The organism is Pandoraea oxalativorans, assembly GCF_000972785.3.
GTDB lineage: Bacteria > Pseudomonadota > Gammaproteobacteria > Burkholderiales > Burkholderiaceae > Pandoraea > Pandoraea oxalativorans.
In genome coordinates, this window is record NZ_CP011253.3 from 1,016,544 (window position 1) to 1,042,372 (window position 25,829).

The 25,829-nt window shown below is 60.8% G+C and carries 27 protein-coding genes and 1 tRNA gene; 11 read left to right on the forward strand and 17 right to left on the reverse strand.

Going from position 1 to position 25,829, the window contains the following annotated elements; genetic code table 11:
* Nucleotides 1-162 precede the first annotated feature (162 nt).
* The 3 genes from MB84_RS04650 to MB84_RS04660 all read left to right on the forward strand — a co-directional run bounded on the left by MB84_RS04650 (nt 163) and on the right by MB84_RS04660 (nt 2,198).
* The gene (locus MB84_RS04650; protein ID WP_046290938.1) at nt 163-660 is read left to right on the forward strand and encodes a Dps family protein; all 498 of its coding nucleotides are present in this window, start codon (nt 163-165) and stop codon (nt 658-660) included.
* Nucleotides 661-823: 163 nt separating this feature from the next.
* The gene (locus MB84_RS04655) at nt 824-1,648 is read left to right on the forward strand and encodes a YdcF family protein (RefSeq protein ID WP_046290939.1); all 825 of its coding nucleotides are present in this window, start codon (nt 824-826) and stop codon (nt 1,646-1,648) included.
* Nucleotides 1,649-1,790: 142 nt separating this feature from the next.
* Nucleotides 1,791-2,198, forward strand: a complete 408-nt coding sequence (locus MB84_RS04660) for a GlcG/HbpS family heme-binding protein (protein WP_046290940.1) — start codon at nt 1,791-1,793, stop codon at nt 2,196-2,198.
* Between the two features lie 461 nt (nt 2,199-2,659).
* On the opposite strand, the gene hemP is transcribed toward MB84_RS04660, so the two are convergent.
* The 13 genes from hemP to MB84_RS04725 all read right to left on the reverse strand — a co-directional run bounded on the left by hemP (nt 2,660) and on the right by MB84_RS04725 (nt 13,187).
* Nucleotides 2,660-2,905 carry a hemin uptake protein HemP gene (gene hemP, locus MB84_RS04665; protein WP_425415884.1) on the reverse strand — a complete coding sequence of 82 codons (246 nt, stop codon included), beginning with the start codon at nt 2,903-2,905 and terminating at the stop codon, nt 2,660-2,662.
* Nucleotides 2,906-3,101: 196 nt separating this feature from the next.
* Entirely contained in the window at nt 3,102-3,572 is a 471-nt protein-coding gene (locus MB84_RS04670) for an SRPBCC family protein (protein WP_211279344.1), read from the reverse strand.
* Nucleotides 3,573-3,646: 74 nt separating this feature from the next.
* On the reverse strand, nt 3,647-4,057 hold the full coding sequence (locus MB84_RS04675; RefSeq protein WP_046290943.1) for an OsmC family protein: 411 nt from the start codon (nt 4,055-4,057) through the stop codon (nt 3,647-3,649).
* Nucleotides 4,058-4,302: 245 nt separating this feature from the next.
* Entirely contained in the window at nt 4,303-5,199 is an 897-nt protein-coding gene (locus MB84_RS04680; protein WP_046290944.1) for a pirin family protein, read from the reverse strand.
* Nucleotides 5,200-5,459: 260 nt separating this feature from the next.
* Nucleotides 5,460-5,882: an ExbD/TolR family protein gene (locus MB84_RS04685; protein WP_046290945.1), complete on the reverse strand. Its 423-nt coding sequence runs from the start codon at nt 5,880-5,882 to the stop codon at nt 5,460-5,462.
* A 27-nt stretch (nt 5,883-5,909) separates the two neighbouring features.
* Entirely contained in the window at nt 5,910-6,647 is a 738-nt protein-coding gene (locus MB84_RS04690) for a MotA/TolQ/ExbB proton channel family protein (protein ID WP_046290946.1), read from the reverse strand.
* Nucleotides 6,648-6,716: 69 nt separating this feature from the next.
* Nucleotides 6,717-7,436 (reverse strand): energy transducer TonB, encoded by a 720-nt coding sequence (locus MB84_RS04695; protein ID WP_052652950.1) that lies wholly within the window; start codon nt 7,434-7,436, stop codon nt 6,717-6,719.
* 357 nt (nt 7,437-7,793) lie between these two features.
* Nucleotides 7,794-8,057, reverse strand: coding sequence for a (2Fe-2S)-binding protein (locus tag MB84_RS04700; protein ID WP_046290947.1), 264 nt, complete (start codon nt 8,055-8,057; stop codon nt 7,794-7,796).
* A gap of 137 nt (nt 8,058-8,194) precedes the next feature.
* The gene (gene murI / locus MB84_RS04705; protein WP_084009603.1) at nt 8,195-9,142 is read right to left on the reverse strand and encodes a glutamate racemase; all 948 of its coding nucleotides are present in this window, start codon (nt 9,140-9,142) and stop codon (nt 8,195-8,197) included.
* Nucleotides 9,143-9,275: 133 nt separating this feature from the next.
* Nucleotides 9,276-9,755: a bacterioferritin gene (gene bfr, locus MB84_RS04710; RefSeq protein ID WP_039396360.1), complete on the reverse strand. Its 480-nt coding sequence runs from the start codon at nt 9,753-9,755 to the stop codon at nt 9,276-9,278.
* 231 nt (nt 9,756-9,986) lie between these two features.
* Nucleotides 9,987-11,510, reverse strand: coding sequence for a fumarate hydratase (locus MB84_RS04715; protein WP_046290948.1), 1,524 nt, complete (start codon nt 11,508-11,510; stop codon nt 9,987-9,989).
* 63 nt (nt 11,511-11,573) lie between these two features.
* Nucleotides 11,574-12,143 carry a TIGR00645 family protein gene (locus MB84_RS04720; protein ID WP_046290949.1) on the reverse strand — a complete coding sequence of 190 codons (570 nt, stop codon included), beginning with the start codon at nt 12,141-12,143 and terminating at the stop codon, nt 11,574-11,576.
* Nucleotides 12,144-12,299: 156 nt separating this feature from the next.
* Complete coding sequence (locus tag MB84_RS04725) at nt 12,300-13,187, reverse strand: DMT family transporter (RefSeq protein ID WP_046293414.1); 888 nt, start codon at nt 13,185-13,187, stop codon at nt 12,300-12,302.
* Nucleotides 13,188-13,551: 364 nt separating this feature from the next.
* On the opposite strand from MB84_RS04725, the gene acs reads away from it, so the two are divergent.
* The 4 genes from acs (at nt 13,552) to MB84_RS04745 (ending at nt 18,530) form a co-directional block, all read left to right on the forward strand.
* The gene (gene acs, locus MB84_RS04730; protein ID WP_046290950.1) at nt 13,552-15,534 is read left to right on the forward strand and encodes an acetate--CoA ligase; all 1,983 of its coding nucleotides are present in this window, start codon (nt 13,552-13,554) and stop codon (nt 15,532-15,534) included.
* Nucleotides 15,535-15,875: 341 nt separating this feature from the next.
* Nucleotides 15,876-16,337: a DUF4212 domain-containing protein gene (locus MB84_RS04735; RefSeq protein WP_065225753.1), complete on the forward strand. Its 462-nt coding sequence runs from the start codon at nt 15,876-15,878 to the stop codon at nt 16,335-16,337.
* Entirely contained in the window at nt 16,334-18,352 is a 2,019-nt protein-coding gene (locus MB84_RS04740) for a sodium:solute symporter family protein (protein ID WP_046290951.1), read from the forward strand. The genes MB84_RS04735 and MB84_RS04740 overlap by 4 nt, the downstream gene beginning before the upstream one ends.
* Nucleotides 18,353-18,439: 87 nt before the next feature.
* Nucleotides 18,440-18,530: transfer RNA gene (locus MB84_RS04745), tRNA-Ser, on the forward strand.
* Nucleotides 18,531-19,035: 505 nt separating this feature from the next.
* Here the strand turns inward: MB84_RS04745 and MB84_RS28780 are convergent.
* Entirely contained in the window at nt 19,036-19,350 is a 315-nt protein-coding gene (locus MB84_RS28780; protein WP_084009998.1) for a thiamine phosphate synthase, read from the reverse strand.
* Nucleotides 19,351-19,439: 89 nt separating this feature from the next.
* On the opposite strand from MB84_RS28780, the gene tnpA reads away from it, so the two are divergent.
* From tnpA to tnpC, 3 genes are read left to right on the forward strand one after another with little or no spacing between them, the layout of a single operon-like run.
* Nucleotides 19,440-19,898 (forward strand): IS66-like element accessory protein TnpA, encoded by a 459-nt coding sequence (gene tnpA, locus MB84_RS04750; RefSeq protein ID WP_052652954.1) that lies wholly within the window; start codon nt 19,440-19,442, stop codon nt 19,896-19,898.
* The gene (gene tnpB / locus MB84_RS04755) at nt 19,895-20,242 is read left to right on the forward strand and encodes an IS66 family insertion sequence element accessory protein TnpB (RefSeq protein ID WP_046289885.1); all 348 of its coding nucleotides are present in this window, start codon (nt 19,895-19,897) and stop codon (nt 20,240-20,242) included. Before tnpA ends, tnpB begins: the two co-directional genes overlap by 4 nt.
* Before the next feature lie 58 nt (nt 20,243-20,300).
* Nucleotides 20,301-21,887 carry an IS66 family transposase gene (tnpC, locus tag MB84_RS04760; RefSeq protein WP_046289884.1) on the forward strand — a complete coding sequence of 529 codons (1,587 nt, stop codon included), beginning with the start codon at nt 20,301-20,303 and terminating at the stop codon, nt 21,885-21,887.
* Between the two features lie 31 nt (nt 21,888-21,918).
* On the opposite strand, the gene MB84_RS28785 is transcribed toward tnpC, so the two are convergent.
* On the reverse strand, nt 21,919-22,095 hold the full coding sequence (locus MB84_RS28785; RefSeq protein ID WP_084009604.1) for a thiamine phosphate synthase: 177 nt from the start codon (nt 22,093-22,095) through the stop codon (nt 21,919-21,921).
* Nucleotides 22,096-22,162: 67 nt separating this feature from the next.
* Between MB84_RS28785 and MB84_RS04770 the strand changes: the two genes are divergently transcribed.
* A protein-coding gene (locus tag MB84_RS04770) for an IS3 family transposase (RefSeq protein WP_157122635.1) occupies nt 22,163-23,250 on the forward strand; the annotation gives its coding sequence in 2 pieces (ribosomal slippage) (nt 22,163-22,412 and nt 22,412-23,250; 1,089 coding nt in all).
* 185 nt (nt 23,251-23,435) lie between these two features.
* Here MB84_RS04770 and MB84_RS04775 read toward each other — a convergent pair.
* Complete coding sequence (locus MB84_RS04775; protein ID WP_084009605.1) at nt 23,436-24,626, reverse strand: MFS transporter; 1,191 nt, start codon at nt 24,624-24,626, stop codon at nt 23,436-23,438.
* Between the two features lie 39 nt (nt 24,627-24,665).
* Nucleotides 24,666-25,753 (reverse strand): IS3 family transposase gene (locus MB84_RS04780; RefSeq protein WP_157122635.1). Its coding sequence is split into 2 segments (ribosomal slippage): nt 24,666-25,504 and nt 25,504-25,753, totalling 1,089 coding nucleotides; the frame shifts between segments, so codons are not numbered across the junction.
* Between the last annotated feature and the right edge of the window lie 76 nt (nt 25,754-25,829).

Genomic DNA, 25,829 nt, shown 5'->3' on the forward strand with positions numbered 1-25,829 from the left:
AGCAGGCGCGGCTGACGTATTCGGATAGGGCGCAGTGTAACCGGAATGACGTGGGGAACGTCCTGAGGAAAATACGGAGACCGATGCCGGTCGCCGTCGAATCTCTTATTCAGTGCATCTTCCGGCGTTTTCGGAAGACGGCACAGCAAACGGAGTCAAATCATGGCAAAGAAAAACAATGCAGGTCTAGTGGCAAGCGTGAACATCGGTATCAGCGACAAAGATCGCAAGCGCATCGTCGAGGGATTGAGCCATCTGTTGGCAGACACTTACACGTTGTATCTGAAGACGCACAACTTCCACTGGAATGTGACGGGGCCAATGTTCAACACGCTGCATCTGATGTTCGAGGGGCAGTACAACGAACTCGCGCTGGCGGTGGATCAGATCGCCGAGCGTATCCGTGCGCTCGGCTACCCGGCACCGGGCACGTACAAGGAATTCGCGAAGCTGTCGTCGATTCCCGAGGCAGAAGGCGTGCCTGCGGCCGAAGAGATGATTCGTCAACTGGTCGAAGGTCAGGAAGCCGTGACGCGCACCGCACGTGGCATCTTCCCGATCGTCGACGCGGCCTCGGACGAGCCCACCGCCGACCTGCTCACGCAACGCATGCAACTGCACGAAAAGAACGCGTGGATGCTGCGCAGCCTGCTGGCCTGACGTGCATCGCACGATGCCGACACAGCGTAACCCATCGATGACGGATGAAGCCCACGCGTTTGCGTGGGCTTTTTTTACGCCAACCCGATGGCGGTCGTTAGGGGCATGTGAGGTGTCATAGAGAAAGGGTGCACTCTGTTGTGCAGTCCAGTACACTGGCCGGATGCCCTTCGATTGGCTCGCCCGAAACCTCCTCGTCAGCCTCTTCCTGCCGCCCGCCAATGTGCTGGTGCTCGCAGGCCTCGCGGCCATTTGCTGGCGGCGCTTTCCAAGATTGGGCAAGACGCTGGCCGTGGTGGCAACGCTCGCACTCTGGTTGCAGGCGACGCCGTGGTTCAGCAACCGGTTGGCGCACTCGCTCGACATCGCCCCCGCGCTCAATATCGACACCGTCGAGGCGGCCCATCGGGCACAGGCGTCAGCGTCGCCCGATCCATCTAAACCTGCACGCATCGCGTCGACGCTTCCCCAGGCAGTCGTCGTTCTGGGCGGCGGTATCAGCCTCGGCGCGACGGAGTATGGCCGGCGCGATGGTGCAGATCTGCCGCCGGGCGCGTTCGCTCGCGTGCGCTACGGCGCATTCCTGGCCCGACGCGCACAATTGCCCGTACTTGTGTCCGGCGGTGCACCGTCCGGCTATTCGGTGTCCGAAGGGCAACTGATGGCGAACATATTGCAGGACGAGTTCGGCGTGCCGGTACGCTGGATCGAAGGACAATCGTTGAACACGGCGCAAAACGCCATTTTCAGCGCACGCATGCTGACGAACGTCGGCGTGACGCGCGTTTATCTGGTCACGGACGCCTGGCATATGCGCCGCGCACGCGACCAGTTCGTGCGTGCCGGTCTGACGGTGGTACCCGCACCGTGCTGTAACGGCAATGCGCAGGACCCCGACGCTGCGTCCGGCTGGTGGCCAACCCTTGACAGCTTGCGCATCACGCGCTTGTCGCTGCGCGAGTGGATGGCGCTGAGCGTGGGACATTGAGCGTCGGACTGTCCGCCGATGACGTCGTCGATGCGTCGGAACAACCGATGTCGGTCGTCGCTGGCGGAAAACGACGATGATGATTCGGAGCTTTGCCGTCGCGCAGGCTCCCTGACTTGCCAACCCTAAACGAGAGAGACGTATGAAGACGAAAGCTTTCCTGACCGTTGAAGACGTGCAGAAGATCAACGCGGCCGCTGTGGCGGAAGCCACTTCGAACGGCTGGAACGTGTGCATTACGATCGTCGACGACGGTGGTCATGCCCTGTCGCTGTATCGCATGGACGGTGCTGCCCCCAGTACGGCCATGATGTCGCTGGGCAAAGCGCAGACCTCGGCGGTCGGCCGTCGTGAAAGCGGTGCATTCGAAGAGATGATCAACGGCGGCCGCTTCGCGTTCCTGAGCGCACCGAACACGGCCATGCTCGAAGGCGGCGTGCCGATCGTTGTCGACGGCAATGTGATCGGTGCCGTGGGCGTGTCGGGTGTGAAGTCGAACCAGGACGCGCAGATCGCCCGCGCGGGGATCGCCGCCGTCACCGGCGCGTAATTCGTCCGCGTAGTATCGTGCGTGGCCGTGCGCTGGCGCGGCATCCGATGTCGTGACAGCGCAGGAAGCAAAAAAGCATCGCCAATGAAAGTCGGCGATGCTTTTTTTGTGCGTGAAGTCCTGTGCCGCAAAAAGAAAACCCGCTCTCGCGAACGGGTTAAAGGCTTGTCAGGCCGTATGACAAACCTGAGGCTTGGCAGGTTGGTCACGAGGAGAACATCAATGAAACCCGAGTGGATGGACAAAAAAAGCGGCTTGGCTGGCGCGCAACGCAGGTAGAGAGGGGCTTGCCGTAACTACATGGGATCGCGTTGCGTTCGCTGGCTACTGCCAAACACCTCTTAGGCGAGGTGGTCCCCACAAAACTCGGTGAAGGAGGCGGCAAGGTCGTGGGCTCGCCACCGCCAAAATTCGTTAAAAAAACCTGACTGCTTGACGTCTACTGCTCTGAACTCCATCGCTTACTTCGTGAGGATCAGCTTGCCATAACGCGTAGCGCGTAGTCGGTAAGTCTGGCCGTTGTGCAGGATGTTCACGCATTGCGTGCCCTGAAGCAGGTGATCGCTCGTCAGCACGCGACCGGTCGTTTGGCTGGTTGCCGACTTTTCTGCAGCCGGGCTGGCCACTTGCGTACGCGACACCGACAAGGTGCGGCGCGGTGCGGTGGCGGGCGTGGTCTCGCGGGCAGGGGTGTGGCTTACGGTCATCTCGCTCATCCGTGTGGCTGACTGTGAGAAGAATATTAAATGAGAATCATTCCCATTTATATTTGAATTTGACTATTGTGCATATTTGTTCGGTAGGTTTTATCTAAACTGTGTTTGCTGGACGGTGGAACGCGCCGTCCAGCAAACACGGCAGCGAAACCGACGGCAGCCCCAGCCACAAGGCCTGGACGGCCGATCAGTCCAATGCGCCTTGCTCGGCAAGCTCGCGAATTCGACGGACCGTGTCGATGTCCGCTTCGCGATAGGCCGATTTCACAAACTCGCTGTAGCGCGTGTCGGCGGTCACGGCGTCTTCCTGCAGCGTCGTGCTATACGTGAATCGTATGAAAAGATGCGTCGGATTCGGCTCTTCGATCCGCATCGTAAGGGTGCCACCCGCGTGCGCATCGGTCGCTGCGGTCTCGTAGCGCACTGACTGCGAGGACTCGAAGACCACCCGGTCCAGCACGACGGTCTCGCCGAAGCGCAGTTCGCGGCTCAATGTGTCTTCGGTGCGTTCGAGCATCGTGCACCTGTCGAGTCCGAGCACGAATGCCTCCGGCTGTTCGGCACGCAGCACGAGGCCGCGCCACAGTTGGTCGCGCGAGAGCGCGAAGGTCAGCGGGTTCAGGAGGTCGTTGACCTCGATCAGGTGTTCGTACTGCAAGACTATTTCCCCTTCTGTGGATGAGGGCTGGGGCGTATCGAAAATGCGAACACAGCGCCAGCCTCGTGCCGATATTACTCAACCAACGAACTGTCGATGGCGATGGTGCCGGACAACACCTTGTGAATTGGGCACGCATTGGCAATTTCCAAGAGGCGTTGACGCTGTTCCTCCGACAAATCGCCCGCCAGTTCGATCTTGCGCGTGATTTGAGTGGTGCCAGCGGGCGGTTTGCCATCCGGATTCATCGCGAGCGTCACTTTCACGTCCTTGAGCGGCCATTCCTTGCGGCGTGCATACATGTGCAGCGTGATCGATGTGCAGGCCCCGAGACTCGAGAGCAGCAGCGCCGCGGGGGCAGGGCCGAGGTTGCCGCCGCCCAGCGATTCGGGTTCGTCCGCAAGCCATTCGTGCTTGCCGTCCGACAGTTGGGTGGTGTATCCGGCGGCGCCCAAGTGGGCGGTGACAATCGCTTCTGCGGCCATGGCAACTCCTGGAGGTCTGGATGGTCCTGATTCACTTCGATGAAAACGGCCTGTCACGATGATCGGCCGATCCTGGGACCGGCGGGATCAAAAGCATCGGGCCACAACACACTCAGCGCTTGCTGCGTACTCCGAGTGTCATTGTGACCCAATTTCGCTGGACCGTTGGCGTATGACGAAGCCTCACCCGCCCACCCACTCGCGATATGAATGTCACTTCGTGAACGGGCGGGCGCGGTTTCCCGTCAGGTGCGCGACACGGACGCCGGGATGTGCCCCATCCGTCCTGCCTGAAAGTCCAGAATCGCCTGGCGGATCTCACCTTCCGTGTTCATGACGAACGGGCCGTAGCGCGCCACCGGCTCGCCCAGTGGCTTGCCGCCGATCAGCAGGAACGACAGCGGCTTGTCACCATCGTTACGCGCCGTCACACTTTCGCCGTCCGTGCCGAACACGACCATCTGATGCGCTTTGGCTGGCGTCGACTCTGCACCGAAATGCCCTTCGCCGTCGACGACGTAGGCGAACACGTTGAAATCCGACGGCACGGGATGATCGAGCAGTGCCTGTGGTTGCAGCGTGAAGTGCTGGTACAGAATCGGCGTACGCGTTTCGATGGCGGCGCGGGTGCCCAGCGCTTCACCGGCAATCACGCGCACGCGGACCTTGCCGTCGTCGCTCGTCGCCGTAGGAATCCCGGCGGCGGGCAGCTCCTGATAGCGCGGCGTCATCATCTTGTCGGTGCTCGGCAGATTCACCCACAGCTGGAAGCCGTGCATCTCGCCGCCGCGTTGCTGGAACGCGTGCGACGGTTCTTCCGAGTGAATCACCCCGGCACCGGCCGTCATCCATTGCACGTCGCCCGGCGTGAGCTTGCCTGCGTGCCCCTGCGAGTCACGATGCTCCATCTCGCCAGCGAGCAGGTAGGTGACGGTTTCGAAGCCGCGATGCGGGTGATCGGGTGCGCCCTTGGCATCGCCGGGGGCCACTTGCATCGGGCCCATTTCGTCGAGCAGCAGGAACGGATCGAAGTCCATCATCATGCGCGTCGGGAACGGGCGGTTGACGTGAAAACCAGCGCCCTCTTGCGTTTGCGCTGCGGTAAACACGCGGGCAACCGGGCGGGTGTAGGGGGTGCTCATGGGGCGTTCTCCTGTTGGGGATGTGCGAGCCAAGCGTGCCTCACAGCCGCTTCGGGTGTCGCCGACATCCGTTGTCATGTCCAAACTATATGCGGACGTATGGCACCGGGAGTAGCCCGTAACACAGGAAGGATTGTTACCCGATTGGAACAATTCGCGGAATGTCCACGAAATCCTGTCGATTTCGAACCGTACAGACGAAAAAAAGCGCGGAGACCGGCACCGCGCTTTTCGCTTCTGCGATTTGTGGATGTGCCGACTTACTTGGCCGGCTCGGTCACGAAACCGAGTTTGGTCACACCGGCCGTCTGTGCTTCGGAAAGTACCTTGGCGACGCTTTCGTAACGCACGCTCTTGTCGGCGAACAGGTGCAGTTCCGGTTGCGGCTGCACTTCGGCGGCCTGCGCCAGACGCGCCTTGAGCGTGTCGTCGTCGATCTGCTGCTTGTCCCAGAAGATACTGCCGTCTGCCTGGATCGACAGGTCGATCTTGGCAGGCTTCGTGTCTTCCGGCTGGCTGCTCGCCTGCGGCAGGTCGAGTTTGACCGCGTGATTGAGCACCGGCAGCGTCACGATGAAGATGATCAGCAGTACCAGCATGACGTCGACGAGCGGCGTCATGTTGATTTCGCTCATCATCGCGTCGTCGGCACCGTCGTCGCTGCTGTATGAACCCATAGCCATAGCGAACTCCTTGTCTTGCGCGGCGGCTTAGCTGGCGCTGGCCGACGTCGACTTGCGCACCGGCGTGACGTTGCTGGTGAACTGCGTCGAATGCACGCTGGCGCCCGTCAGGAAGTAACCGTGCAGGCTGTGTGCAAAGCGGTTGAGCTTCGAGACGATACCCTTGTTGGCGCGCGTCAGGGCGTTGAAGCCGAGCACGGCCGGAATGGCGACGAACAGACCGAACGCCGTCATGATCAGGGCTTCGCCCACGGGACCGGCGACCTTGTCGATGGTCGTCTGACCCGAGGCGCCGATGGCCAGCAGGGCGTGGTAGATGCCCCACACCGTGCCGAACAGCCCGACGAACGGCGAGGTCGAGCCGATCGAGGCCAGCATCGCCAGACCGCTTTGCAGGCGCGACACCGTATCGTCCACCGAATTCTTCAGTGCACGCGTGATCCAGTCGCTCACGTCCATCTTGTCGTGCAGATGCGGCTGGCTCTGACGGTGATGTTCGGCGGCGTCCTGACCGGCGAGCGCCAGCGCGAGGAACGGGTTGTTCTGACCCGACTCGCCCAGCTTCTGCAGACCGGCGGAGAAGTTCTCCGAATGCCAGAAGTCGGGCTCGGCGGTGCGCGTGAGGCGGCTCAGGCGGAAGACTTGCGTGCCCTTGATGATGATGACCGTCCACGACAGCACCGACATCACCAGCAACACGATCGCGATGGCGCGGGTGACGAAATCGCCCTGCGACCAGACGTGGCTCAAACCATACTCTTGCATTTTGCGTTCCTCGAGAGATCCAATTCGGTAATTGTTCGTTTGTCGTTCGTTAAGCGTCTTTAGCGTTCGTCAGTCGTTCAGATTGAAATTGAACGGTTTGGTCGCGGCGGCTTCCACCGCACGGCCGTTTTGCATCGGAGGCGCACAACGCATCGCCAGTGCAGCGGTGCGGGCGGCCTGATCGAGACGGGGGAAGCCGCTCGACTTGACGACATTGGCGCTCGAGACCACCCCACGGGTGTCGATCACGAGCCGCAACGTGACGGTGCCTTCTTCGCCGACGCGACGCGATTGCGTCGGGTAGACCACGCGAGGCTCGTCGCACTTCACGGCGAGACCTTCGATCGGGCCAGACGGCGCGGGCGCGGGGGCCGGTGCGGGCGGCGCCGGCGGCGTGGGCACTGCGCTTTGCACCGGCTCGACCGGCGCTTGTTGCGGCGGTGCGACCGGTTCGGCCTTTTGCGTGATCGCGTTCTTGGGCTGCTCGCGTGGCTTGGGCGGTGGCGGCGCGATCTTCGGCTTGGGCGGTTCCGGCTGCAGTTTGGGCGGCGCGGGTTGCGGCGGGGTCGGGGCTGGCGTCAGCGGAACAATCGTGGCGGTAAACGTCGTCGGCTCGATCGTCGCCTTTTCCGGATCGTTGCGCAGGTGCGACAAACCGATCAGGGCGGCAATGTGGACGACAACGATCGCTGCTGCGATGGCAAGGGTACGCGGCGACGTCAATGGATCGCGGAATTGCTGGAGCGCAAGGCCGGATGAGGTCACGGCGGGGGGCACGGCGGTCGACATGATAACGGCTAGGGTACGCTAAATTGCGGCGATGAACGTTGAGTGAAGCGCAGTATGCGAAGCCTCGGGTTCGGGAATGGCCGGACGTACGATCAAAGGAAAACCGCGCCAGGGGGCGCGGTCGGCGAACGCAGTGAGTTGGAAACCGTGCTGCAACTCACCTTCGAAACAGGAAAAACGATAAACATAGCGTCGAAACAAAGCCAATCAGGAGTTCCATCCGACACCTCCAGGGTGACAAGTCGCTGGCTGGCGCGTGACGCCTCAAGACGCCTGGCTGGCTCCGTTGCCCCGTGACCTCAGCCGCTGACGGTCACGCAGGCGGATTACGCGGGTGCGAAGACCCGTGCACGGCGCTTAAGCGGCCAGTGCGAGTTCCTGACGCACCATCACGACTTCGACTTCCGTCGTCTCGGCATGCGCGGACTGGCAGCAGCCACCGCACGAGCGACCACAGCACGGCGTGGCACCGGTCACCATTTCCTGGACATACGGACCGCACTTGCCGCAGCACAATGCAACGCCAAGGTCGATCTGAAGATCTTCCATGGTGGTGGCCCCGGCGTCGAGGCAAGCCTTGATCTGACGGTCGGAAACGGATTTACAGACGCAGACGATCATGATGAAAACGTCAAAATGTAACACTAATGAGAATAATTATTATTTAAGTTGGCGCCTTTTGCAAGCACCATGGACCTATCCCACATACCCCTCAGGGATATACGGACAGGATGTCAAGCGGGAATGATGAGAAGGTCTTACGGCAAAGCCAGACCGGCTGCGGCTTGCGGCGCGGTTTCGGCGATCTCGACAGTGGCTACGCGGGGTGCGGCGGGGTGGCTGGAAACGGCGTCGGATGTGGCGCAAATGTGCGACACGTCGGTTGCAGCCGTCGAACCGGGGGTGGCAGGCGCTTCGGGCATCAGACGATCCGCCATGGTTTGCAGTGCCACGGCGTTGGCGGTGGTGAACAACTGGATACTGCCATTAGTACCCGCGCTTCCCGCGTTTCCCGCTATTGCGGGCGCGGCCAGATCGGCCTCTTCAAGACGGCGTTGAAGCTGGCGGGCGATGGCGGCACCCGTATCGATCAACATGAGCGCAGTACCGAAATGTCGTTGGATGGCGGGAATCAGGAAGGGGTAATGCGTACAGCCGAGCACGAGCGTATCGGCCCCTTCGGCAATCATGGGCGCGATGTACTTGTCGAGCAGCGCCATCACCGCAGGCGAATCGACATCCCCGGCCTCGATGCGTTCGACCAGCCCATGCCCGGGCTGACACAGAAAGCGCTGTCCTTGCGCGGTATGACGTGCGAGCAAATTCGCAAAGCGCGCACTGCGCAGCGTTGCGGCCGTGGCCAGCACGCCGATCACGCCGCTGCGCGACGTGGCTGCAGCAGGTTTGATCCCGGGTTCGACGCCGACGACCGGCCAGGCGTCATCGGCTCGCAGCGCCGCTACGCCATGCGCCGTCGCCGTATTGCAGGCCACGACGAATGCCTTGGCACCGCGCTCGCGCAGCCATCGGGCGATGGCGAGACTGCGATGCTGGATGAAGGCGTCTGGGCGTTCCCCGTACGGCGCGTAGCGGGAGTCGGCGACGTAGATGAGCGACTCGTGCGGAAGCAGAGCGCGAACGGCCCGAACGACCGAGAGGCCACCGAGGCCGGAATCGAAGACGCCAATCGGCGCGTTGGAGGGCATGGCAAATGAAAAAGGGCCGACGAGTTGTCGGCCCCGAAATTCTAGCGCAAAGCCTGCGACCCGATATCGGAGGATAGGGGGCCTACAGTGCCTTGGAGCGCGTTTATTATCTGGGTTTTGCGGGGTGTCGGGCTTATTCTTCGAACGACGCCATGCCCGACTGCTGGTAATTCTGAATGCCGACCTTGCCGATGAGATCGATCTGCGTTTCCAGCCAATCGATGTGTTCTTCGGTGTCGTGCAGGATCTCGTTGAAGATTTCGCGCGAGACGAAGTCCTTCACGCTTTCGCAGTGAGCGACGCCTTCCTTGCAGGTCTTTTGCGAGAGGTATTCGAGTTTCAGATCGCACTGCAGAATTTCTTCGGTGTTCTCACCGATGAGCAGCTTGTGCAGATCTTGCAGGTTCGGCAGACCGTCGAGCATGAAGATGCGTTCGATCAGCTTGTCGGCGTGCTTCATTTCGCCGATGGATTCGTCGTACTCGTGCTTGCCCAGCTTGGTCAGGCCCCAATGGTTGTACATGCGGGCGTGCAGAAAGTACTGGTTGATCGCCGTCAGCTCGTTCGTGAGCTGGGCGTTGAGGAGTTCGAGGACTTTCTTGTCGCCTTTCATTTTGGATCCCTGTCTTAAGCAATTTGCGAGCGGTTGAAGAGTAGCCTGAAAAGCGCGGAAAGCCAAGCCCCACAAGGCTTTTCGTGAATGGTAATGCGAGTTATTCTCGCTCGCTTCCGTGACATTTTTCACCAACGCAACCGCAGTCGACCATCAGACGGAAGTCGAAAAAAAGCCCGGACGAATCCGGGCTTTCTCAACTGACCGACGTGACGTCGGATTCAGTCAGGCTTACTCGGTTGCGACCGGAATCTTGCCGATCTTGGCTTGCCATTCCTTCGGGCCGGTCTGGTGCACGGAGACACCGGTCGAATCGACGGCCACCGTCACCGGCATGTCCTTGACGTCGAATTCGTAGATGGCTTCCATGCCGAGGTCTTCGAAGGCCAGCACGCGTGCGCCGCGAATCGCCTTCGACACGAGGTAGGCGGCACCCCCGACGGCCATCAGATAGGCGGCCTTTTGCTTCTTGATGGCTTCAATCGCGGCCGGGCCGCGTTCGGACTTGCCGATCATCACCGACAGACCGAGCTTGCCGAGCATCAGATCGGAGAACTTGTCCATGCGGGTCGACGTGGTCGGGCCTGCCGGGCCGACGACTTCGTCGCGCACCGGATCGACCGGGCCGACGTAATAAATCGCACGGCCCTTGAAGTCCACCGGCAGCGGCTCGCCACGGGCGACCATGTCAGCGATGCGCTTGTGCGCAGCGTCACGGCCCGTGAGCATCTTGCCCGAGAGCAGCAGGGTCTGACCCGGCTTCCAGCTCGTGATTTCTTCCGGCGTAAGCGTGTCCAGATCGACGCGCTTGCTCGTTTCCGTGTTCGGCGCCCAGTGCACGTTCGGCCAGGCGTCGAGCGACGGCGCGGCGAGGAACGACGGGCCCGAGCCGTCCAGCGTGAAGTGCGCGTGACGCGTTGCTGCGCAGTTCGGGATCATGGCGACCGGTTTGGACGCGGCGTGCGTCGGGTAGTCCAGGATCTTGACGTCGAGCACGGTGGCCAGGCCGCCGAGGCCCTGTGCGCCGATGCCCAGTGCGTTGACCTTCTCGAACAGCTCGATACGCAGCTCTTCGTTCCAGTTCTGCGGGCCGCGCTTGATCACGTCATGGATATCGATCGGGTCCATCAGCGATTCCTTCGCGAGGACCATGGCCTTCTCGGCCGTGCCGCCGATACCGATGCCGAGCATGCCCGGCGGGCACCAGCCGGCACCCATCGTCGGGACCGTCTTCACGACCCAGTCGACGATCGAGTCGGACGGGTTGAGCATCACGAACTTCGACTTGTTCTCCGAGCCGCCGCCCTTGGCCGCGACCGTGATGTCGACCTTGTCGCCTTCCACGATTTCGTAGTGGATGACGGCGGGCGTGTTGTCCTTCGTGTTCTTGCGACCGGCTTCCGGCGGCGCGACGATCGAGGCGCGCAGCACATTGTCCGGATGCATGTAAGCCTGACGCACGCCTTCGTTGATCATGTCGGTGAGGCTGCGCTTGGCGTCCCAGCGCACGTTCATGCCGACCTTCACGAACACGGTCACGATGCCGGTGTCCTGACACAGCGGACGGCGGCCTTCGGCGCACATGCGGCTGTTGGTCAGGATCTGCGCGATGGCGTCCTTGGCGGCCGGGCTTTCTTCGGCCTCGTAGGCGCGACCCAGTGCCTGGATGTAATCGTCCGGATGGTAGTAGCTGATGTACTGCAGGGCACCGGCGACGCTCTGAATGACGTCGTCTTCTTTAATGACGGTAGACATGAAACGGCTCTCGACTTAGTGGGGACTGGTTTTTTGTACTGACTTGCTACGGCTGAATTCTGTTCAATGCTGCGCGCTCGCATACGCGGGCGCATGGCTGTCGTTCGTCATCTTGTTGACGTAGGCCATGACAACGGCGGAAAGCAGGAAAGCACAGTGAATGATCACTTGCCACATGATGGTGTGCGGCGTTTGCGCAGAGGCGTCGATGAACGTCTTGAGCAGATGAATCGATGAGATGCTGATGAGCGCCATCGACAACTTCACCTTGAGGACACCGGCATTCACGTGATCGAGCCATTCGGGCTCGTCGGGGTGGCCTTCCACACCGAGGCGCGAGACGAAGGTCTCATAGCCGCCGATGATCACCATGATGAGCAGGTTCGAGATCATGACCACGTCGATCAGACCGAGCACGACGAGCATGATCTGCGTTTCGTCGAAGGTCGCGGCGTGCGTCACGAGATGGAACAGCTCGACGAGGAACTTGTAGACGTAGACGCCTTGCGCGGCGATCAGCCCGAGGTACAGCGGCAGTTGCAGCCAGCGGCTGAAGAAGATGACGCGGGGCAGGGGACGCATCGGACGAATCGTGCGCGGCGGCGCATCGGACGGGCGACCGGGAGTCGACATGGCAGTTTTGACGGGGTGTAGACCTGCGCCTCGTGACGCAGGCCGTAGTTATCGGTTAAGCAAATCGCAAGCAAAATGCACTGGCACGGATAGCGCGGCGCACCATCCGTCATGGGCGGCATTTTACAACGTCTTGGCGAGGGCGCCGGGTCCGATTCAGTCCCGGGCTGGCAATAGCCTCTTTCTCGATCCGGCGGACGGCAGCGCCGCGAGCACGATTCCTGCGACCGTCAGCGCCAGCGCACTGCCTTGGGCGACGGACAGTCGCTCGCCCAGAAATATCACGCCATAGGCCGTGGCCGCGACCGGCACCATTGCCGTGAAGACCCCCGCAAGTTGCGCGCTGACGTGACGAATTCCGCGCATCCACAGGAAGAACGAAAAGACGCTCGCGGCGAGTCCGTACCAGACGATGAGCGCCCAGTGGCCGAGTGTGAGGGCCGAATAATCCACCGCCATCAGCCCGACGATGCCCAGCGGCAGCATCAGCACGCCGCCGATCAGATGCGTATAGGCGCAGATATCGATGGCCGAGAGTTCGGCCGCGAGACGTTTCGAGACGATCACGTAAATCGCCTCGCAGACCACGGCCCCCAGCACCAGCGCGTTACCCAGCCATGCGCCGCTGGCGGCATCGGATGTGCCCGCACCGTGGGCATCGCCTCGCGAGGCGTTGAGCAGCGCCACCCCGGCAATTGCCAGGGCGATGCTGACGAGCGTGCGTCGCGACGGGTGCTCGCGCAGCACGGCCCAGGACAGCAGCGCGACGCAGGCGGGCAGCGTCGCGGTGATGACGCCGGCGGCTGTGGCCGTCGTCATGCGCACGCCGTAGAGCATGAGTAACGTGAAGAGGAACGTGCCGAAGAACGTCTGCACGAAAAGGTGGCCCCACTGGCTGCGGGTGACGCGCCGCATGTTGGATGGCCGGTAGCGCGGCGCAAGCGCAATGATCGCGATCACGAAGCGCCAGAGCGCAAAGGCGGCCACGGGCATGACGGCGACCATCGTCTTGCCGATCCCGACATTGGTGCCGACGAACGTCATCGCCAGCGCCAGCGCAAAACTCGGAAAGCGGGCAAACAGGCGGCCGGTGCCGGTCGGTGCAGCGTGCTTGGCCGCAGGGTTCTGAGTGGGCGTTTGAGGCGTAGATGTCGGATTCACGGGCGCTCCGGACGATTCCGGGGTGGCGGGACGAGGGTGATAAGCGTAGGATTGTAGCGATTACGCCACACTTTGCTGCAATGCGACAACGCGTTCTGCGTGAGTCCCGCACGTAAGGCACGGGAGCCGAATGCACCAGTGTAAGGCGTTAGTAAGTCGCTCGTCTTAATGTGACGTTAGGTGACGTTAGCGATGTGTTTTGGCTTGATAGCAATCGTATTTGCATATCCATAAGAGGGGACAACTCATGGCAGCAATTGAATCGGTATTGCAGGAGCAGCGCGTTTTCGCGCCGCCGCAGGCGCTGGTCGCCAAAGCGAACGTTTCCGGCATGCCAGCCTATGAGGCGCTGTGCGCCGAGGCCGAGAAAGATTACGAGGGGTTCTGGGCGCGTCAGGCGCGCGAGAATCTGGCCTGGCACAAGCCGTTCACCAAAGTCCTCGACGAGACCAACGCTCCGTTCTATACGTGGTTCGAAGACGGTCAGATCAACGCTTCCTACAACTGCCTGGACCGCCAGATCGAAGCGGGCCTGGGCGACAAACCCGCCATCCTTTTCGAAGCCGACGACGGCACGGTGACGCCTGTCACCTATCGCGACCTGCTCGCGCGCGTGAACCGCTTCGCGAACGCGCTCAAGGCGAAGGGCGTGAAAAAGGGTGACCGCGTGGTCATTTACATGCCGATGTCGATTGAAGGCGTGGTCGCGATGCAGGCGTGTGCCCGCATTGGTGCTACCCACTCGGTCGTGTTCGGCGGCTTCTCGGCCAAATCCCTCAACGAGCGCGTGATCGACGCAGGCGCGGTCGCCATCGTCACCGCCGACGAGCAGATGCGCGGCGGCAAGGCGCTGCCCCTGAAGGCCATCGTCGACGAAGCGCTCGCGATGGGTGGTTGCGATCATGTGAAGTCGGTCATTGTCTACCGTCGCACCGGCGGCAACGTGGCGATGCAAGCCGGTCGTGACGAAGTGCTGCAAGACCTCGTCGCCACGCAGTCGGACCAGTGCGAGCCGGAGTGGGTGAGCGCCGAGCATCCGCTGTTCATCCTCTACACGTCGGGCTCGACGGGCAAGCCGAAGGGCGTTCAGCACAGCACCGGCGGCTATTTGCTGTGGGCGTCGCTCACGATGCAGTGGACGTTCGACATCAAGCCGGACGACGTCTTCTGGTGCACGGCCGACATCGGTTGGATCACCGGTCACACGTACATCGCGTACGGCCCGCTGGCAGTGGGCGCGACGCAGGTCGTGTTCGAGGGCGTGCCGACGTATCCGAATGCGGGTCGTTTCTGGGAAATGATCGACAGCCACAAGGTGACGGTGTTCTACACCGCGCCGACGGCGATCCGTTCGCTGATCAAGGCGGCGGAGCAGACGCCGGAAGTGCATCCGAAGAAGTACGACCTGTCGTCGCTGCGCATTCTCGGGTCGGTCGGCGAGCCGATCAATCCGGAAGCGTGGATGTGGTACTACGAGAACGTCGGCAACGGCCGTTGCCCCATCGTCGACACGTGGTGGCAGACGGAGACGGGCGGCCATGTGATCACGCCGCTGCCGGGTGCAACGCCGCTGGTGCCGGGGTCGTGCACGCTGGGGCTGCCGGGCGTTGCGGTGGCTATCGTCGACGAAACCGGTCAGGACGTGCCGAACGGTCAGGGTGGGATGCTGGTGATCAAGCGTCCGTGGCCGTCGATGATTCGTACGATCTGGGGCGACCCGGAGCGTTACAAGTCGAGCTACTTCCCGCAAGAGCTGGGCGGCAAGATCTATCTGGCGGGTGACGGTTCGATTCGCGACGCGAAGACCGGCTACTTCACGATCATGGGCCGTATCGACGACGTGCTGAACGTCTCGGGTCACCGCATGGGCACGATGGAAATCGAGTCGGCGCTGGTGGCGAACCCGATCGTGGCCGAGGCGGCGGTGGTGGGGCGTCCGGACGATACGACGGGCGAGGCGATTGTCGCGTTCGTGGTGCTAAAGCGTTCGCGTCCGACGGGTGACGAAGCGAAGCAACTGGCGTTGGAGCTGCGTAACTGGGTGGGCAAGGAGATCGGTCCGATCGCCAAGCCGAAGGACATCCGTTTTGGCGACAACCTGCCCAAGACGCGCTCGGGCAAGATCATGCGTCGTTTGCTGCGTGTGATTGCGAAGGGTGAAGAGATCACGCAGGACACGTCGACGCTCGAAAACCCGGCCATTCTGGATCAATTGAAGCAAGCGCAGTAAGCGCGGGTTCGATTCGGTTCGCGGCCTTCAATGACGAGGCGTTCGCCGTTCGGTGCGCCGGGTCATCCGGTGGCGCCGGGTACGGTCAATGTGCGCGGCACGCCGTCGGACACTGCGTCTGACGGCGTGTTTCGTTCTCCGGGGCGAGTGACGCGACGGCACAGGGTGTTCCGCCTGAGCGCTCGTCGGCCATCTCATCCGGCTTCACCGATGGTGCTACCGAAGCATGCCTCGTCTTGCGTGGCGCGCTATGCGCGGACGTTGCGTTTGCCGATCGATCGAGTGCGTCTGCCGATATTGCTGCCACGACTGCAGTTGCTTCTTCTGATGGACCTTATGCCATGTCGACCGACCCAATGACTGGTGGCATCGCCCCCGACGGTGTGCCTGCCGACATCGATTGGCATGGCGAAGCGGCCGAGATCGCCGCGCAGCACTGGCGCCGTACCTTGGGGCTTGTTGCCATGCTCATGGCAATCGGTTTCGTTGTGACGTTCGTGCCGCAGTTCTGGGCGCGCGAATGGGCGTCTATGCGATTCGCCGGGTGGCCGTTACCGTTCTATATGGCGGCGCAGGGTGCGATCCTGATCGACATCGGTTTGATCGTCATTTACGCGTTCGTGCAGCGTCTTAACGATTCACGCTATCGCAGGGCGTTGCAGGCACTTCGCGACGCACGTCGTACCAGTCTCGGTCTTCCGGGCGACACGCCGGGGAGCGCGTTAGCGCCTGGCACGCCACGTAGTGCGGGTCATCTCGGCAGTGCTTCCTCCCGCGCCGCCTCGGCGCAAACCTACCGATGAGTTTCACGCGCAGGCTGCTGCGCTACTACCTGTATTACACGGCGGGATTCCTCGCGTTCGTGCTGATGATCGGCTTGCTCGAGCGCGTCAACGGCCCGGGCGTGTGGATCGGCTACGCCTTCCTTTTCGTGACGATTGCCGTGTATGCGGTGATCGGTCTTATCTCCCGCACGTCCGACGCTGCCGAGTATTACGTCGCCGGACGTCGCGTGCCGCCGATGTTCAACGGCATGGCGTGTGCGGCGGACTGGATGAGCGCCGCGTCGTTCATGGGTCTGGCGGGCTCGCTTTACGTCTCCGGATATGACGGCCTTGCGTACGTCATGGGATGGACGGGCGGGTACTGTCTGGTGGCGTTCCTGCTCGCGCCGTACTTGCGCAAGATGGGGCGCTACACGGTGCCGGACTTCCTTGGCACGCGATACGACAGCAACCTCGTGCGTGCGTTGGGCGTCTTCTCGACGATCTTGTGTTCGTTCGTGTATCTCGTCGCGCAGATTCAGGGGGTGGGGCTGATCGCGTCGCGCTTCATCGGCGTCGAGTTCACGATCGGCATCTTCTTCGGACTGGCGGGCATTCTCGTCTGCTCGTTCCTGGGCGGCATGCGTGCAGTGACTTGGACGCAGGTGGCGCAGTACATCATCATGATCACTGCGTTCCTGGTGCCGACGGCGATGATCGGCCATCAGACGGGCAACGGCTGGTTTCCTCAGTTCAGCTACGGCGAGGCGCTGGCGAAGGTCGAGGTGCTGAAAAAGGAGCTGCGCGATTCTGTGCCGGAGCGTGAAGTGCGCGACTACTACCGGGAGCAGGCGGAGCAGATGCAGCGTCGGCTGGACGGGTTGCCGGATACGTTCTTCAGCGAGCGGGCGGAGTTGGAGCGGCAGTTGCTGGACACGAAGCGTCGCAACGGTCCGCTGCGGGATGTGAAGGTGCTCGAAGCGAAGCTGGAGGCGTTTCCACGGGACGTGGGCGAGGCGCAGAACCAGTGGTTGGAGATGCGCAACCAGTACATTGAGCGTAGCGAGCCGCCACGTGCGATGACGGAGCCGTTTCCGGCGCGCGACGACACGACGCGCAACTCGCAGCGTCTGAATTTCTTGCTGTTGATGGTGTGTCTGATGATCGGGACGGCGAGCTTGCCGCACATCCTGACGCGCTACGGCACGACCGCGACGGTGCAGGGGGCGCGAAGTTCGGTGGGCTGGACGTTGTTCTTCGTCGCCTTGTTGTATGTGAGTGCGCCGGCGTTGGCGGTGATGCTCAAGTACGACGTGCTGCTGCATCTGGTCGGCGCGCGCTATGACAATTTGCCGGGATGGGTGACGCAATGGCGTCATGCGACGCCGGTGCAACTGGATATCTCGGACGTCTATCGTGACGGGGTCGTGCAGTGGGGCGAGATCTGGATGCAGCCGGACATGCTGGTGCTGGCGGGACCGGAGATTGCGGGGTTGCCTTATGTGATATCGGGGTTGGTGGCGGCGGGGGCGTTGGCGGCGGTGTTGTCGACGGCGGATGGGTTGTTGCTGACGATTGCGAATGCGTTGTCGCACGACGTGTACTTCCATATGGTGGATCGGAATGCGTCGAGTCAGAAGCGGGTGACGACGTCGAAGATATTGCTGTTGTGCGTCGCGATGTTTGCGTCGTATGTGACGTCGTTGAAGCTGGGGAACATTTTGTTTTTGGTGGGGGCGGCGTTTTCGTTGGCGGCGTCGTGTTTGTTCCCGGCATTGGTGTTGGGGGTGTTCTGGAAGCGGACGACACGTCTGGGCGCGACGGCGGGGATGGTCAGTGGATTGCTGGTGTGCGTGTACTACATCATGACGACGTACCCGTTCTTCACCCGCCTGACGGGCTTCGCGGGCGCCCGATGGTGGGGCGTGGACCCGATCTCGGCGGGCGCGTTCGGGGTGCCGGTAGGTTTCGCGGTAGCGATAGCATTCAGCCTGCTGGGCAGCCGCCCGAGCGAGCGCGACCGCCATCTCGTAGACCATCTCCGACGCCCGTAACGACGGGCGTTCAAAGGAATTTGACGCGGCATTTCACGAAAGAGGGTGAGATGTTGTCGCCGACCTGCTATAATGCGCGACCATTCAGGAGAGATGGATGAGCGGTTTAAGTCGCACGCCTGGAAAGCGTGTATAGGTTAATAGCCTATCGGGGGTTCGAATCCCCCTCTCTCCGCCAAGAACAAACAAAGGGCTTCCCAGTTGGGAGGCCCTTTGTTTGTTTACTATTCATAGGGGTTCGTTGACGTAACGAGCTTCGTGCCCCCAACCATAATTCGTGCCGTTTCGCCTACTTCTTGGCCGTCCAGCGGCGTTCATGGTCCGGCTTACCTTCGGCCTCGTACCAGTCTGCAAACGGGCGGCGTGAAACACGAATGCTGCCGCACGAAAGTGCGCGTTGGCTTATGACGCAGGGAGAGCGCTATTGCGAGCCTCGGGGAATCTCCTTAGTCCCTTCCCCGCGCCCGCCCTCTGGCGACGAAAGACCAACGAAGTCCGCCGGGGGTTCACTTGGACTGTGGGACCTTCTGTTCTCGTGGTGGCGAGTACAAAAATGCAACGAACGTACAGCACGTAGGTTGTTGAACAGGAATCGGTAAATCAGAAAAAGCGCTTTTGCGCTGCGACGGCTGACCGCCCCGATGCATTCATAGGCAGGCCCGCTTTTTATGCTGGAGCGCTAGCTACGATCTTTCGACGACGCCCTTCCACAAGCCGCGAATGGCGGCAATGCCGCGGGCGCCTGCGTCGATCGATGTGGGCAAGGTCTGTACAGACATTCCCCCCAACGCATAGACTGGTATTGACGTTAGCGCCACAAGCTCTCGAAACTTAGCCCAGCCAAGCGGTTCCGCACTGGTGTGGGTCTGTGTCGGGAGAACAGGCGAGAGGGTAATCAAATCTGCCCCAATTTGCTCCGCATGGATTATTTGACGGGCGTCATGGCAGGCAACGGACACCAGAAATCCTGGCGGCATAGGTCGGCTGCTGTAGGTCATCAGCTGACTACTGGTCAGATGTAAAGGCTCGAGGAGTACCGTCTTGATGGGAGGCGAGTCTGTGGGTACTTTTGCGTCCACCAAATGAAATGGTGGGCGCAAAAGTGGACAAGGTTTTGAGTGTGGCTGTGGAAGCGGTACCTTACCGACGAGCGAATTTCTCAATGGAGTTCAAGCGCGCAACGGTTGAGGCAACGTTAAGGCCAGGTGCGTCGGTTGCTTTGACGGCGCGCAAGGCAGGCATCAACGCCAACTTGTTATTCAAATGGCGCTGGCATTATCTGGCTGGCGCTTACGGTGATGTCACGCCTGAGCTTGTTACTCGCCAGAGTTCTGCGGCTTCGGTGACCGAGTTTGTTCCCGTGACGATCACGAAGGCTCTCGTTGGTATCCCCACGCCGTCGGCAGACCAAGCAGTCCCGACCTCACGATGTTCATTGCGGCACGAGGGGAAGATCGAGTTGGTGATGCGTGGCGGCACAATGCGCTTCGATGGTCCGCTGAGTTTGGAGTTACTGCGCGAGTTGATCTCGGAGCTACGCACATGATCGGGTTGCCCTCGAACACGCGGGTGTGGATTGCCGCTGGCGTCACGGATATGCGCTGCGGCTTTAATAGCCTGGCAGCCAAGGTCGAGTTGGTGCTGCAAAAGGACCCGTTCTCGGGGCACATCTTTCTGTTTCGTGGCCGGCGCGGTGATCTGCTCAAGGCCCTGTACTGGAGCGATGGCGGGCTGTGCCTGCTGGCCAAGCGGCTGGAGAAGGGGCGATTCGCGTGGCCACGGGCCGATGGTGGTGTCGTGGCACTCACCACTGCGCAGCTCTCACTCTTGCTTGAAGGGTTCGATTGGCGCGAGCCCATCGACGCGGCTCGCCCACGCAGTGCGAGATAACGTATTTTTTAGGAGATATCCGATAGGCAACGGGTGCTCTGGGCGATAGGCTTACGTCATGAGCTTCTCCCGCGCCAATCTGCCTGACGACATCGATGCCCTCAAGGCGTTGGTGTTGGCTAGCCAGCAGGTTTTGCACGAACGCGAAACACAGCTCGCCGAGCTGCAGACGCGCCTCACATCGCGCGAGCAAGAGATTGCGCATTTGAAGCTGCTCATCGACAAACTCAAGCGTATGCAGTTTGGACGAAAGTCGGAGAAACTGGCGCGTCAGATCGAACAGCTTGAGCTGCGCCTGGAAGATCTGCAGGCCGACGAAGGTGCCACCGAGGCGGCCACGCCGATCAAGTCCCAGGCAAAAGTCCGAGTCGAGCGCCAGGCGCTGCCGGAGCACCTCGAGCGCGAAGTGCGCGTCTACCTACCCGAGGCAGACGATTGCCCGGCCTGCGGTGGTAACCTCAAGCCGCTGGGCGAAGACGTCTCGGAGCAGCTCGAATACGTGCGAGCGCACTTCCGTGTGATTCGCCACCGCCGCCCCAAGCTCGCTTGTGCGTGCTGCGACACGATTGTGCAGCAGCCGGCACCGAGTCGCCCGATTGAGCGTGGCGTGGCCGGCCCCAATCTGCTCGCACACATTATCACCAGCAAATTCCTCGACCACCAACCGCTGTACCGCCAGCAGGCAATCTATGCCCGTGACGGCGTGGAACTCGAGGCCGGGCAGATGGGGCATTGGCTGGGGCGTGTTTGCTGGTTGCTCGATCCACTGGTAGACGCCGTGCGAGCCTACGCGCTGGGCGGCACCAAGGTCCACGGCGATGACACACCATTACCGGTGTTAGAGCCCGGGCGAGGCAGCACAAAGACCGGACGGCTCTGGGTGTACGTGCGTGACGACCGGCCGTGCGGCTCGGATGAGGCGCCCGCGGTGTGGTTTGCCTACACGTCGGATCGGCGTGGTGAGCACCCACAGCGACATCTGGCAAGCTTTAGCGGGGTGCTGCAAGCCGATGCGTTTGCCGGTTACGCGCCGCTCTTTGAGGACGGCAGCATCCGCGAAGCGGCGTGCATGGCGCACGCGCGACGCAAGATCTACGACCTGCATGCGGTACGCCCCAGCGCCATTACAGAAGAAGCGCTGCACCGCATCGGCGAGCTATATCGCATAGAAGCCGAAATCCGGGGTAAGCCGCCTGATGAACGACGGCAGGTGCGCCAAACTCGGGCGGTACCGCGACTCGAGGCACTGCGACAATGGTACGAGTCGGTATTGCCCATGCTCTCGGCCAAATCCGACACGACCAAAGCGATTCAGTATTCTCTGAACCGCTGGCCTGCACTCGCCTATTACTGCGAGGACGGGCAAGCGGAGATCGACAATCTGATTGCCGAGCGTGCGCTGCGCGGCGTGGCGATTGGCCGCCGCAATTATCTGTTTGCTGGCGCTGATTCGGGCGGTGAGCGTGCTGCGGCGATGTACAGCCTCATCGGTACGGCACGCTTGAACGGCATCAACCCGGAAGCCTACCTCGCCCACGTGCTCGAGCGCATTGCCGATCATCCGGCCAATCGGATCGACGAGTTGCTGCCATGGAATGTGGCGCAGCAACTGCCTGACACCGCCAAGATCGAGCCCATTCGCTAACCGCCATTTACCGGCGCGTCAACAACCCGATCTACGGTACACATCGAGTGCTTACGGTCAGATGCACTCCGTCGACTTTTAAGGCCAATGCCAAGCTGGGCGGCGCGTTGAGGAGGAGGCGTGCGCCATGACGTCGGCAGCACTCCAGGGCTTGTTCGGACAGCCAAACGTACTGCGAATCTGTCACGCTCTTGGCTCGCAACTGCACTGGTAATGCCCCCTGAAATCCACCGCTAGGAGAAGTAGAATTTTCTCGTTAAGAGGGAGTTCTGCAGATGAAGAAGTCGAGATTCACGGACAGCCAGATACTGGAGGCGCTCAAGCGCGCGGAGGCTGGGCTGGCGGTGCCGGAGCTGTGCCGAGAACTGGGCATCAGTTCGGCAACGTTTTATAAGTGGCGCTCGAAGTACGGCGGCATGGACGCGTCGATGATGTCGCGCATGAAGGAGCTGGAGGCGGAGAATACCCGGCTTCGCAAGATGTACATCGAGGAGAAGCTCAAGGCTGAGATTGCCTCGGAGGCCCTGCAAAAAAAGTTCTGAAGCCATCTCGTCGGCGCGAGATGGCAAAGCAAGTTGTGCAACAGCGGCGCGTGTCAATTCGTGTGGCGTGCGCGGTGCTCGGCATCAGCGAGTCGTGCTACCGGTACGCGGCGAAGTTGAACACGGAGAACGAAGAGATTGCCGACTGGCTACTGCGTATTACGGGCTGCCATCGCAACTGGGGTTTTCTGCTGTGCTACTTCTACCTGCGTAATGTGAAGGGATTCGGCTGGAACCACAAGCGCATTTACCGAATTTACCGGGAGCTGGAGCTGAACCTGCGCATCAAGCCGAAAAAGCGGCTGGTGCGCGAAACGCCGCAGCCGCTATCGGTACCGGAGGCCATCAATGAAGTGTGGTCGATGGACTTCATGCATGACCAACTGGTTGACGGGCGCAGTATCCGGACGCTGAACGTGATTGATGATTTCAACCGCGAGGCGCTGGGCATCGAGGTGGATTTCTCGTTGCCATCCGAGCGGGTGATTCGCACGCTGAAGCAGCATATGGAATGGCGAGGCAAGCCGAAGGTCATCCGGTGCGACAACGGCCCGGAATATTTGAGTGCGGCCATCGTGACATGGACGCAGAAGCAAGGCATCCGGCTGGAATACATCGAGCCGGGCAAGCCGCAGCAGAATGCGTATATCGAACGGTTCAACCGGACTGCGCGATACGAATGGCTGTCGCAGTACCTGTGGGAGGACCTGGAGCAGGTTCGCGAAGCGGCGGCCGACTGGATGTGGATTTACAATCACGAGCGCCCGAATATGGCATTGGGCGGTTTTACCCCGAAGCAGCGGCTTGCCATGGTCGCTTAGTTTCTACTTCTGCTGACCGTGGAAAACGGGGGCATTACCCACTAATCGGATGCCTGCCAAGAGTGAATGGTCCAAGTCCGCGATAAAGCTATTCAACGGTTTCCCGTCTGGCGGCTCGGGCGTAATGAGATACGTAGATGGCAAGCTGTTTGGTGGTGTCATTGGACGTCTCGGATAGGTGCTCTTCAGCTTACCGCTCGAAGTGGTAAGTGTGCTTTGTCTTGTTGCATGAGGCGAAAGGCAACGGGCGTTGCTAGCACTCCTGTTATCAGAATGTAGATCGCTGGCGCTGTCAGCAAATGGCTTGCGTCGATAAGATATGCACATACTATCGGCGCCGTTCCCCCAAAAACTGCGGTGGCGACTGAGTACGTGACCACCATGCCGAAACTTCCCCAGTTCTTTCTGAACAGTTCGGGTAGCACAACAAAAATCACGCCCACGACGCAGCTGGCCAAGACCCCAAAGACGGCTTGCACCGCCATGAGCGTGAAAAATGCTGCGTTTTGCAAGGCGAAGAACAATGGAACACAGGATACTGAAATCAATGCGGTGCCGATGAAGACAAGAGTCGAAGGGGCAACGAAACGGGAGAAATACCCGATCCCGACCATAGACAGCGAGAAAATCAGCAGCGTTATCGAGTGGGTTGCGCCAGCATCAGTTCGTGATACGCCAAGGTACGTGTGCAGGTAAGCGGGCATCCAAACGAGTACCGAATAGATCACAATTTCCATGAACGCCACCAGGAAAAATGCTTGTAGCAGGGGCATAGCGGGACGATGCCGAGGGGAACCGTCTTCGCAAAGCTCCCGGCTGCCGTCTACCGATGTGCGCGCTTTGTAGACCAGTATCGAAAGTGGTATGCAGATGATAAACGGCCATCGCCACGGATCAGGGACGTATTTGGCGGGGATGATCCCATGCTGATTCGATAGCGTCGACGCTATCAGTTGGACGGTCAAGATTGTCTCAGAGGCCAATAACATGCCCAAGAAGCCGCTCGCAGCAGAAATGGCACAGTAGAGCCCCCTATTCTTCCCTGATGAATTCAAAGAAACAAAGTAACCGGTAAGGGGCAGTTGGCCACCTGCACAAAATCCCTGAACCAACTTCAATCCGAGAAGCGCTACCGTCGCCACGTATCCGGCTGTTTCATAGGTTGGAAGAAGTGCTATTACCGAAGCGGGTCCGGCCATGCCGACCATGCTCAGCTTCAGCGCGGATCCCGCTCCACGTGTTTCGCTGAAATACCCGATGAAGATGCTGCCGATGGGGCGTGCGAGGTAGCTGATAGCGAACACAGCGAAGCTCAACATGAGCGCGGATTTATCGCTCGTTGACGGGAAGAACAGGCGACCAATATCCAGTGCCATGGTAATGCCCCCGTTTTCCACGGTCAGCAGAAGTAGAAACTAAGCGACCATGGCAAGCCGCTGCTTCGGGGTAAAACCGCCCAATGCCATATTCGGGCGCTCGTGATTGTAAATCCACATCCAGTCGGCCGCCGCTTCGCGAACCTGCTCCAGGTCCTCCCACAGGTACTGCGACAGCCATTCGTATCGCGCAGTCCGGTTGAACCGTTCGATATACGCATTCTGCTGCGGCTTGCCCGGCTCGATGTATTCCAGCCGGATGCCTTGCTTCTGCGTCCATGTCACGATGGCCGCACTCAAATATTCCGGGCCGTTGTCGCACCGGATGACCTTCGGCTTGCCTCGCCATTCCATATGCTGCTTCAGCGTGCGAATCACCCGCTCGGATGGCAACGAGAAATCCACCTCGATGCCCAGCGCCTCGCGGTTGAAATCATCAATCACGTTCAGCGTCCGGATACTGCGCCCGTCAACCAGTTGGTCATGCATGAAGTCCATCGACCACACTTCATTGATGGCCTCCGGTACCGATAGCGGCTGCGGCGTTTCGCGCACCAGCCGCTTTTTCGGCTTGATGCGCAGGTTCAGCTCCAGCTCCCGGTAAATCCGGTAAATGCGCTTGTGGTTCCAGCCGAATCCCTTCACATTACGCAGGTAGAAGTAGCACAGCAGAAAACCCCAGTTGCGATGGCAGCCCGTAATACGCAGTAGCCAGTCGGCAATCTCTTCGTTCTCCGTGTTCAACTTCGCCGCGTACCGGTAGCACGACTCGCTGATGCCGAGCACCGCGCACGCCACACGAATTGACACGCGCCGCTGTTGCACAACTTGCTTTGCCATCTCGCGCCGACGAGATGGCTTCAGAACTTTTTTTGCAGGGCCTCCGAGGCAATCTCAGCCTTGAGCTTCTCCTCGATGTACATCTTGCGAAGCCGGGTATTCTCCGCCTCCAGCTCCTTCATGCGCGACATCATCGACGCGTCCATGCCGCCGTACTTCGAGCGCCACTTATAAAACGTTGCCGAACTGATGCCCAGTTCTCGGCACAGCTCCGGCACCGCCAGCCCAGCCTCCGCGCGCTTGAGCGCCTCCAGTATCTGGCTGTCCGTGAATCTCGACTTCTTCATCTGCAGAACTCCCTCTTAACGAGAAAATTCTACTTCTCCTAGCGGTGGATTTCAGGGGGCATTACCCCATAAACGA

Excerpts from the sequence above, each read along its gene's own strand:
- MB84_RS04735 (WP_065225753.1), top strand. The coding sequence starts at position 15,876 with ATGTCGACCGACCCAATGACTGGTGGCATCGCCCCCGACGGTGTGCCT.
- MB84_RS04685 (WP_046290945.1), bottom strand. The coding sequence starts at position 5,882 with ATGGCTATGGGTTCATACAGCAGCGACGACGGTGCCGACGACGCGATG.
- MB84_RS04655 (WP_046290939.1), top strand. The coding sequence starts at position 824 with ATGCCCTTCGATTGGCTCGCCCGAAACCTCCTCGTCAGCCTCTTCCTG.
- MB84_RS04715 (WP_046290948.1), bottom strand. The coding sequence starts at position 11,510 with ATGTCTACCGTCATTAAAGAAGACGACGTCATTCAGAGCGTCGCCGGT.
- acs (WP_046290950.1), top strand. The coding sequence starts at position 13,552 with ATGGCAGCAATTGAATCGGTATTGCAGGAGCAGCGCGTTTTCGCGCCG.
- tnpA (WP_052652954.1), top strand. The coding sequence starts at position 19,440 with ATGGTGGGCGCAAAAGTGGACAAGGTTTTGAGTGTGGCTGTGGAAGCG.
- tnpB (WP_046289885.1), top strand. The coding sequence starts at position 19,895 with ATGATCGGGTTGCCCTCGAACACGCGGGTGTGGATTGCCGCTGGCGTC.
- MB84_RS04725 (WP_046293414.1), bottom strand. The coding sequence starts at position 13,187 with ATGACGTTCGTCGGCACCAATGTCGGGATCGGCAAGACGATGGTCGCC.
- MB84_RS04775 (WP_084009605.1), bottom strand. The coding sequence starts at position 24,626 with ATGGCACTGGATATTGGTCGCCTGTTCTTCCCGTCAACGAGCGATAAA.
- MB84_RS04650 (WP_046290938.1), top strand. The coding sequence starts at position 163 with ATGGCAAAGAAAAACAATGCAGGTCTAGTGGCAAGCGTGAACATCGGT.
- MB84_RS04680 (WP_046290944.1), bottom strand. The coding sequence starts at position 5,199 with ATGAGCACCCCCTACACCCGCCCGGTTGCCCGCGTGTTTACCGCAGCG.
- MB84_RS04720 (WP_046290949.1), bottom strand. The coding sequence starts at position 12,143 with ATGTCGACTCCCGGTCGCCCGTCCGATGCGCCGCCGCGCACGATTCGT.
- murI (WP_084009603.1), bottom strand. The coding sequence starts at position 9,142 with ATGCCCTCCAACGCGCCGATTGGCGTCTTCGATTCCGGCCTCGGTGGC.
- MB84_RS04695 (WP_052652950.1), bottom strand. The coding sequence starts at position 7,436 with ATGTCGACCGCCGTGCCCCCCGCCGTGACCTCATCCGGCCTTGCGCTC.
- bfr (WP_039396360.1), bottom strand. The coding sequence starts at position 9,755 with ATGAAAGGCGACAAGAAAGTCCTCGAACTCCTCAACGCCCAGCTCACG.
- tnpC (WP_046289884.1), top strand. The coding sequence starts at position 20,301 with ATGAGCTTCTCCCGCGCCAATCTGCCTGACGACATCGATGCCCTCAAG.
- MB84_RS04690 (WP_046290946.1), bottom strand. The coding sequence starts at position 6,647 with ATGCAAGAGTATGGTTTGAGCCACGTCTGGTCGCAGGGCGATTTCGTC.
- MB84_RS04700 (WP_046290947.1), bottom strand. The coding sequence starts at position 8,057 with ATGATCGTCTGCGTCTGTAAATCCGTTTCCGACCGTCAGATCAAGGCT.
- MB84_RS04660 (WP_046290940.1), top strand. The coding sequence starts at position 1,791 with ATGAAGACGAAAGCTTTCCTGACCGTTGAAGACGTGCAGAAGATCAAC.
- hemP (WP_425415884.1), bottom strand. The coding sequence starts at position 2,905 with ATGACCGTAAGCCACACCCCTGCCCGCGAGACCACGCCCGCCACCGCA.
- MB84_RS04740 (WP_046290951.1), top strand. The coding sequence starts at position 16,334 with ATGAGTTTCACGCGCAGGCTGCTGCGCTACTACCTGTATTACACGGCG.
- MB84_RS04675 (WP_046290943.1), bottom strand. The coding sequence starts at position 4,057 with ATGGCCGCAGAAGCGATTGTCACCGCCCACTTGGGCGCCGCCGGATAC.
- MB84_RS28780 (WP_084009998.1), bottom strand. The coding sequence starts at position 19,350 with ATGACCTACAGCAGCCGACCTATGCCGCCAGGATTTCTGGTGTCCGTT.